The following is an 8,492-nucleotide window of genomic DNA, read 5'->3' on the forward strand; positions in this document are numbered from 1 at the left end:
ATCAATGGAATGTTCATGCTCACGCCCATCTTCTTCAGACACAACATGCTTTTTGCCGGTAAATTTATGACGAATCCCAGGGGAACCGCCAAAGATACCAATCACCTCAGGGGTATGGCTGTGGATTTTCATTTGTAAACTGAGCGCTTTTACACCAAGTCCACTCACATCTATTTGCATATCCGAACCCCCTGGTTGATAGGTTTCGGTGATTTCTTCTAATGTGGGAAGTTTGAGGGTTTCAAGATCAAGGTGAAGATTGACATCATCATCAACAATCAGGGTAAAACCGCGAACAATTCTTAAACTCATACCTCACTCCTTGCTGCTTTGCGATAAGCATTCAGCGTATCGCCAAACTGATAGGTCATTTTATTTTGGATATCTTGGGCTAACCGATCAAAGTAAACGCTATTGCGACGGCTGCCAAAACTTAAATCTTCTAGAGGCGGAACTTCTTCTGCATCAAATTCCACCCGCAATTTTCCCAACTGTAAAGTGCTGTTGGAATTCAAATCGCGGTCAAACCAAACACGCCCACCAAGCAGCGCACCACGAGCAATCATATCATCAAGAAACTGTGTGAGAGAGCGGGTAATGGCAATAACATGTTGACCGGTCAGATTCTCATCATTGGCAAAAGGGCGCAAATGATTGATGATGGTTTTTTCCAATGCTGCACGGGTGCGCACCACATTGACAAAACGCCAGAGGGGATCACTGGAGGTGGTATGATTGCCCCATAAAATACGTCCATTGGCAGCCATTGTACCATGCCCATTTTGGCTAAGCCTTGCGGGAATAAAGGTGGCAATATCGGCTTGGTTTAGACGATTAGCCTCATGATCAATTTCCCCATCAAAATAACTAATCGGGCGTGCTGTCCCTAAAATACCTTTCACATCCTGGTTGGAGGGAGACCAAAAAACACCCCCCCTTTGCTTGTCACGTTTGAGAAACATGGCTGCGGCAAAAGGACTTGCCGGTTTTATACTCACACCCCCATCACCACTTGCCACCCGTACAAAGGGATCAAGCAAATAACAAAAGCGTGAAGAAAAATCTGCACGATAGGCAAGGCTTTCTTCGGTGTTTTTACCCCCCGTATCAAACACGGCAAGAGCTTGTAGCTTTTCGGCAACCTGTTCAAGAGCCTCTGCCACGGGGTTTTTGCCATTCTCAAACCGCCCTGCACTATAAGCCGGTGCTAAGAGAATGCCAGGTTCCACACCTAAATGACCACGCGCATGCGCCAAAGCATGGACACCCGTCAGCTGCGCATTGGAGCCCACCATTTCCACTTGGGTCTCAGAAATTTTTGACTTTTCCTCCACACGCACTAGGATAACTTTTGCGTCTATTCCTTGCGCACATACAGCGTCAATAACATCAAGCGCTGTGCCTCTTGTCCCTAGTTTTTGGATTTTGTCTCCCTCATGCGTAAAAACCAATACCGGCTCGTTAAGGGGATAGGTCTTTGCATCGGCATCAGGGGCTGTGACAACCGCTCCAATGGCGCTTTGATCAAAGACTGCTAACGGACGTGCCTCTTCACCTGCCTCAAGAATGCGAATACCATGATTAAATTCTGTTGCCATTTTGCTCTCCAAATCAATGAAGAAAACATAACAACAGTGGTAGGTGCTCCATAAGCCTGACATTGTCAGTCAAAAAGAAAAAAGCCCTTAAAAGGGCTTTAAAAGAGCTTTAAAGGGACTTTAGAAAAAAGACCTTTATAAACTTCAACCATCATACAACAATTGTTCCAAAGCAAACCATTCATTTTTTAAGGGCTTAAGAAACTCGGATTTATTCAGCTTTCTTTTACCGTTTTTTTGAGAGATGCTACGAGAACATCTGGCTCTGATGTTTCAGGAGACAAAGACGCCTTTTCGTTCTCAACCACTGGAGGAGAAAAGACGCCATCCTTATAAATCCAGCCAATTTGTGCCTCACTTGAGGCGATTGCTTCACCTTCAAAGGCATGAACATAGTCCTTTGACGCTACGATAATATTCGTGACGACACCATTTTCAACAACCGCATATTCCATGAAAAACTCCTAGAGATAAAACTTGAATAACACTGCTCCATCTCCACCGTCACCGCCGTCTTCACCAGATTTTCCGGGAAAGTAGCCACCTCCTCCTCCAGATTTATTGTCATAACTTCCTCCACCATTTCCTCCTTTTACACTCAAACCTCCTTGTACTTCTGTGTGTTTATCACCGCTAGCACCACCTCCACCACCCAAAATAGAGTTGCCACCACTTCCACCAGCCCCTACGCGGTTTCCATAGTTACCACCTCCACCACCATTGAAAATAGAATCACGTCCATTTGAACTGCTGCTATTGGATGCGTAACCACCTCCATAACCACCAGGTGAATTTCCTTGAACACCGCCAAGAGCGCCTGTGCTCTCATGTCCATTAACAGCACCCCCACCTCCTCCACCTGCTATCATAAAGTCTAAAGCACGTGTAAAGCCACCAGAACCAGCAGTATTACCGGATTGACCGGGATAAAAACCTTTACCACCACGACCAATGATAACGCGTCTTGGACTTCTGGTGAGTGGATCTTTCAGATGTGAGCCTTTTAGTTTCCTGTGCACACAACCGCCGCCACCGCCTGTATAATTACCGCCTCCACCTCCACCACCCCATGCCCATACTTCAATATCCGTATCATCTCTCACACCATCAGGTATCGGAGCTGGACCACTTTCGGTCATAAGGATTTCAAGAGGAGTGGAAACAAAGGATTTTATCTCTTTTGCAATCTCATCACGTATTTCTTGAAAAGCAGCAAGCGCTTTGGCTTTTGTATAAATTTCTTGACCATCAACCTTAAGTGGTCCTTTCAATGTGCTGCCGGTTGTGCTTAAACGGGTGACTATTTCGTTGTTATGAATAAGTCTAAACGACGAATTTCCCAACAGTTCCAAACCACCACTCATGGTCACTTTGCTGGTAAATTTATTGTAACTTTGCCATTCATTGGGATGAGATAAGCGTCCATAGCTGGTCCAATCTTCATTGATCTTGGCTCGAAAATCATCCAACCCAACGATATCTTCATTAGATAACCGTATTCGCGAAACTTATGCTGTTCAATCTGAATCAATCAATATGCAAACACTTTATGATAAGCAAGTAGCTTACGAAACGACCTTCCTATGCTTTTTAAATAGATTGGCTATCTTTTGTGCTCTTGTTAGCATATAAGTGATTTTGTCGGGTGTGATCACACCATACAATACCCTCACGGAAAAAGTGTGATCAACGGATTTGTTACCGTGTTTGTTAGCACCCGACACCCTCATGGGTGTCAATAACAAACTTTTTAAATAACTAGGAGTTCATTATGAACAATACAGTAGAAAGCACCCTCGTTACTATTGCAAACGAAACTGCGATTTTAATAGGAAACGTCTATCATATAAAATATAATAAATTCAATATGTTATGTGTAATTTATTTTATATAAGCCCTCTTTAGGATCCACACTTTTATACGTATTTCAATAAAATAGCCACAACATTCTCAAAAAATACTAAAAATGTATCAAGGGAGTCTTGCCTTATATTACAACAACTCAAAGGACAGTATTTTACGGCATAACAATGTTTTACAGCAGAGTAGGATAATTTGATAGCAGATGATTAAGAATATCTTTTTCCGAAAAAAACAAAAGCATATTCCTAAAAAATAAGCATTATTTTATACTTAACATCTTTTATACCCAACATCTATCATGGATGATGTCATTGTTTCACGCGTAGAACTGTTGAAAAAAGGTTTCATCTCTTCATTGAAATGAGCCATGCGATAAAAATAAATTAAAATATAAAATAACGTTGCTCCCCTAGAGTTCTTACAATTTTTCCAGATTTTACAACTATAAAAAAATCCGCAAATTTTTAAAATTAAGAAAATTTTTGGGTTTAAAGGTCTTCTTATAAAAATACCAAAAGTACGATTTTTTCCTTAATTTTCAAGAGTCAAGCGCTTTCTTTATTTGGTCAAAATTGAAGAAAATAATATGATCTATCGATCATCAATACAAAAGTTGATATAATGAAACCACAAGATTCAAAAGACGCCCCCCCTCATTCATCACAAATGCCAGAAGGTGCAAGCGCAGATGTATCATTAGAAAACCTTGCAACACATTTAGAACAGCTTAATATCGAAAAAATAAATAATACCCCTTTCAACCGTGCGGAATTAAAAGATATCATTGCAGGTTTAGAAAAGCATAATGCCGATGGAAGTTGGATCAAAAACTATTATGATATTTTAGATCTTTACATGATGCCTGCCTTGGTCGATCAAGCAAATCGTAAATATCCAGAGATGAATCTCAAACTTACAAGCCCCCCTAACGGCTTTGCCCTTGCACTCAAAGACACTCTCGAGAACGGTATAAAATCTTCTAGATTTATTGTTAATGCGCAAGATAGGGGCATCCATTTTGCGGTTGTTGATCATCAAACCATTGATGATAAAATCTCTTTGATCTTTTTTGAACCTACCTTACTGCGTGACACGCTTCCCGCATTACTCGCATTAAGGACGCGACAATCCCTTGAATATCACCAATTTCCTCCGGTTCATTTTGCCATGGCGGAAATGAATATTCAACGAAGCTCCTCTGAATGTGGGATGTTCAGCTTAAGCCTTGCCAAAAAACTTTATCTCGAATCTCAAAAATTAGAAAGACTGCACAAAGATAATATTAAAGGTGTATTATGCGAACCCAATACGCCTTTACCGGCTGAAAAATTAGACCCGTATATTCCTGCTCGTTTATACAAGCACCTGCAAGGAAGAAGGCGTCTTATGGAATATTTACAATCCAATCCGGATGCTGAACATGAAAAAGTAAACAAAAAAGGTGAAACCCTTGTCGAGAGATTTGAGAAAAACCTAGTGAAAACAGAGACAAAAACAGCCTCTATTTCACAACACAGAAAAAGAGCGACGGAATACAAATCTCTGATGATGTAACGAACATTTTAGCCATAGCCATATTCCACATCCACAAAGAATAAAGTTATGCTGCTTTACGGCTAAGATTGCTCTAAGTAAACCGGCTTTTCCGTTTGCAAGAAATAAAGATGCAAGCAATGTCTCTGTTAAAGACAAAATGTCATTATTCTATCAAAATTAGCCCATTTTAAAGCTCGTATTTTAAGACTTTGAAGAAACAAAAATCACACGAAAGTTTTGAAAATACCGGTCCCGCTTTCTTATAAAAACAGCTTAAAGATGATTTTTTCCTTAATTTTCAATAAATAAATGTTTTTTTTCAAAACATTGTTTAACCATAATTGAAAAAAATAATATTGCCGATCGGTTATCAATAGGAAGGCTAATAGTATGAAGCCACAAAATTCACCTCTCCCTCATTCATCACAAACACCCGAAGGGGTAAGCACAAGTGATTCTACAGAAAATCTTGCAACACATTTAGAACAATCCGAAAGCGAAAAAGGACGAAATATCCCATTCAATCGTGAAAAGTTAAAAGATATTATTGCTGGTTTAGAAGCTGATATCTCAACGGGACGTTGGTTGACAGCGGATTATGCAAGTACAGATCTTCAACTAATGCCAGCCTTGATAGAGCAGGCAAATCGTAAATATCCCAACATGCGCCTTCAATTGGCAGCGTCAACTCACAACTTTGCTCTTGCACTCAAAGAAGCCATTGCAAATGGTGTTCAATCTTCCAGATTTATCATTTACACAAAAGATAGAGGAATCCATTTTTCAGTGATTGATCATCAAACCATCGGTGACAAAACATCCGTGATATTTTTTGAACCTACAACACTCAACAGTATGAAACCAGCGGTACTAGCATTAAGGACACAATTGGCCCTTAAAGCGCATGAATTGCCCAACTGTTCTTTTGCCATAGTCGAAATGGATATTCAACGAAGCAATTCTGAATGTGGAATGTTCAGCTTAGGCCTCGCTAAAAAGCTTCATGCCGAATCTCAAAAATTAGAAAGACTGCACGGAGATAATGTGAAAGGTGTCTTATGTAAACCAGACACGCCTTTACCTGCAGAAAAATTGGATCAATACCTTCCAAGCACTTTTTACAAACACACACAAGGGAGAAGACGTCTTGAACAATATCTAAAATCAAATCCAGATGCTGAACATGAAAAAGTCAACAAAAAAGGTGAAACGCTAACGGAGAGATTTGAAAAAAACTTAAAGGAAGAAGGAGAAAAAACTGTTTCTGTTTCACAACACAGAAAAAGAACAACAGAATACAAATCTCTGATGATATAACAAATATTTTAGCCATCTATTTTTCGTATCCATAAAGAATAAAGCGATGCTGCTTTACGAATGAAAATAAATTTGCTGGCAGTAAAGCAGCTTTTTTGTTTACAAAAAGTAAAGACGTAAACAGCGAGCAAGATGATCTCTTAAAAACATAAGGCAAGACAATGCTGTTCTATCAAAAGTAGCATACTTAAAGCCCATATTTAAAACGAGAGAGAAAACACTCTTAGATTTTACCCCTACGAAATTTCTCATCTTCTTTTTTTTCAAACATTGTTTAGTCAGAATTGCCGAAAATAATCATCTATCAACCATTAATATGGAGGCTAAGCTTATGAAGCCACAAGATTCAAAAAAAATCCCCTCTCGTTCATCAGCAACACAAGAAGAAGCAAGCGCGGATGAATCCTTAGAAGACCTTATTGCACGTTTAACGCAAAGTTCCCTCCCAACAGAAGAAGAACATGTTGCACCTAGTCCTGACGAATTAAAAGATATTATTGCAAACTTAGAGAGTGATCTCGTCACTGGCCGTTGGCTTAATACTTATTATGAAAACACAGATATTAGATTGATGCCATCTCTCGTAGACAAAGCCAACAGTAAATATCCAGAAATGAATCTCAAATTGGCTCTTACAGCAGAAGAATTTTCTTACGCACTAAAAGAAGTCGTTGAGAGCGACGCAAAATCTGCCCGATTTATAGTAAATTCGGGAAGCAAAATCCACTTTGCAGTCCTTGATTATCAAAAAGTTGATGACAAAATCTCTTTGATTATGCTTGAACCTACAACATTTCAGAATATCGCGGTTTGCAAATTAGGGATAAAAATAAATCAAACTCTTCAACTGCCTCCTTATTCTTTTACTACAGCAGAAATGAATATTCAGCGAAGCTCTTCTGAATGTGGGATGTTCAGCTTAAGCCTCGCCAAAAAGCTTCATCTTGAATCTGATAAATTAGCAAGACTGCATAAGGATAATGTTAAGGGTGTACTATGTGAACCAGATACGCCTTTATATGCTGGAAAGTTGGATACATATCTTCCAAGCACTTTTTATAAACACGTGCAAGGAAGAAGACGTCTTGGAGAATATTTAAAATCAAATCCGAATGCTGAACATGAAAAAGTAAACAAAAAAGGTGAAACGCTAACAGAGAGATTTGAAAAAAACTTAAGGGAAGAAGAGGGCAAAACTGTTTCTGTTTCACAACACAAAAAAAGAATTACTGAATACAAATCTTTAACAATGTAATTGATATTTTTTCTCTATTCCCTCTTCATAAAGAATGAAACGATGTTGCTTTACAGTGAGGATTTCTCTAAGCAAACCGACTTTTTCGTTCGTAAAACAAAAATAGAAAACAGCTTGCTTCTTATAGCAAAAAACACCATTATTTTATAAAAACCATCCCCTCTTAAATGTATCAAAATTTCAAAGCTCTTTTGAACAATGATACTATTTGGATATGCAGAACTCTGGACCCATAAAATGCTTTCATTTTCAGTAAAAGCCTATGTCTTGTTTTTTTGAGAGTGTCCGCTTTATCTCAAACACCTCCATGCCAGACGCCCAAACAACCGCAATAGAGCACGCTTATTGTGCATCAACCCAACACTAGCCACACCAACAAGACTTCATCAAAAAACCAGTACAAGATCTCAAAACCAAACCATCTACCAAAGAAAACACCACCACAAACAATCTTCTTTCTCTAATAATATATTGATTTATAAGTATTTTTATCGTTTCTCACCTTGAATCACAACCCCGAATATTGTAAGATTCTTTCATCTCAAATCACTTCATGTTGAATCAATTTTATTCACTTAGCTTTATGTCATAAGCGGGGTTGGCAGATGAGTAAAAATTATAGAGGAAAAATGGCTCTTATGAATCGCCTTAATGCAAGGGCTGTCGCAACATTGGGGGCTGGCAAATATAATGATGGTGCAGGCTTGTTACTTCATAAGCGTAAAGATGGAGGTGCTCAATGGATTTATCGCTATACCATTCATGGTCGGCGCCGTGAAATGGGCTTAGGAGCTCTAAGAGATGTCTCTTTAAAACAAGCCCGTGAATATGCAACGCAGTGGCGTTTTGTTTTACGTGAAGGGCGTGATCCCATTAAAGAACGTGAGAAACAAAAGCGTGAGGCAATGCGTAATCTTCATTAT

Annotated in this window: 8 protein-coding genes; 4 read left to right on the forward strand and 4 right to left on the reverse strand. The window is 39.2% G+C overall.

Annotated elements, in window-relative coordinates; genetic code table 11:
- The 4 genes from BN67_RS10315 to BN67_RS12235 form a co-directional block, all read right to left on the reverse strand.
- Positions 1–312, reverse strand: a 312-nt coding sequence (locus BN67_RS10315) for a phage major tail tube protein (protein ID WP_019223999.1), incomplete at its 3' end; no start/stop codon positions are given.
- Entirely contained in the window at positions 309–1,598 is a 1,290-nt protein-coding gene (locus tag BN67_RS10320; protein ID WP_019224000.1) for a phage tail sheath C-terminal domain-containing protein, read from the reverse strand. The genes BN67_RS10315 and BN67_RS10320, both read right to left, overlap by 4 nt.
- A gap of 215 nt (positions 1,599–1,813) precedes the next feature.
- The gene (locus tag BN67_RS10325) at positions 1,814–2,053 is read right to left on the reverse strand and encodes a hypothetical protein (RefSeq protein ID WP_019224001.1); all 240 of its coding nucleotides are present in this window, start codon (positions 2,051–2,053) and stop codon (positions 1,814–1,816) included.
- Between the two features lie 9 nt (positions 2,054–2,062).
- A complete protein-coding gene (locus tag BN67_RS12235) occupies positions 2,063–3,097 on the reverse strand; it encodes a Bgr_08870 family protein (RefSeq protein WP_341871723.1) in 1,035 nt (344 codons plus the stop codon).
- A 985-nt stretch (positions 3,098–4,082) separates the two neighbouring features.
- Here BN67_RS12235 and BN67_RS10335 point away from each other — a divergent pair.
- The 4 genes from BN67_RS10335 to BN67_RS10355 form a co-directional block, all read left to right on the forward strand.
- A complete protein-coding gene (locus BN67_RS10335; RefSeq protein WP_019224003.1) occupies positions 4,083–5,015 on the forward strand; it encodes a YopJ/AvrA family T3SS effector serine/threonine acetyltransferase in 933 nt (310 codons plus the stop codon).
- A gap of 372 nt (positions 5,016–5,387) precedes the next feature.
- Entirely contained in the window at positions 5,388–6,314 is a 927-nt protein-coding gene (locus tag BN67_RS10340) for a YopJ/AvrA family T3SS effector serine/threonine acetyltransferase (protein WP_019224004.1), read from the forward strand.
- A 331-nt stretch (positions 6,315–6,645) separates the two neighbouring features.
- Positions 6,646–7,569, forward strand: coding sequence for a YopJ/AvrA family T3SS effector serine/threonine acetyltransferase (locus BN67_RS10345; RefSeq protein ID WP_019224005.1), 924 nt, complete (start codon positions 6,646–6,648; stop codon positions 7,567–7,569).
- 629 nt (positions 7,570–8,198) lie between these two features.
- Positions 8,199–8,492: Arm DNA-binding domain-containing protein (locus BN67_RS10355; RefSeq protein WP_019224007.1), on the forward strand; the 294-nt coding region annotated here is incomplete at its 3' end.

It is taken from the genome of Bartonella rattaustraliani AUST/NH4 (genome assembly GCF_000312565.1).
Classification (GTDB): Bacteria; Pseudomonadota; Alphaproteobacteria; order Rhizobiales; family Rhizobiaceae; genus Bartonella; species Bartonella rattaustraliani.

Coding starts and splice junctions, on each gene's coding strand:
- BN67_RS10320 (WP_019224000.1), bottom strand. CDS start 1,598: ATGGCAACAGAATTTAATCATGGTATTCGCATTCTTGAGGCAGGTGAA.
- BN67_RS10325 (WP_019224001.1), bottom strand. CDS start 2,053: ATGGAATATGCGGTTGTTGAAAATGGTGTCGTCACGAATATTATCGTA.
- BN67_RS10335 (WP_019224003.1), top strand. CDS start 4,083: ATGAAACCACAAGATTCAAAAGACGCCCCCCCTCATTCATCACAAATG.
- BN67_RS10340 (WP_019224004.1), top strand. CDS start 5,388: ATGAAGCCACAAAATTCACCTCTCCCTCATTCATCACAAACACCCGAA.
- BN67_RS10345 (WP_019224005.1), top strand. CDS start 6,646: ATGAAGCCACAAGATTCAAAAAAAATCCCCTCTCGTTCATCAGCAACA.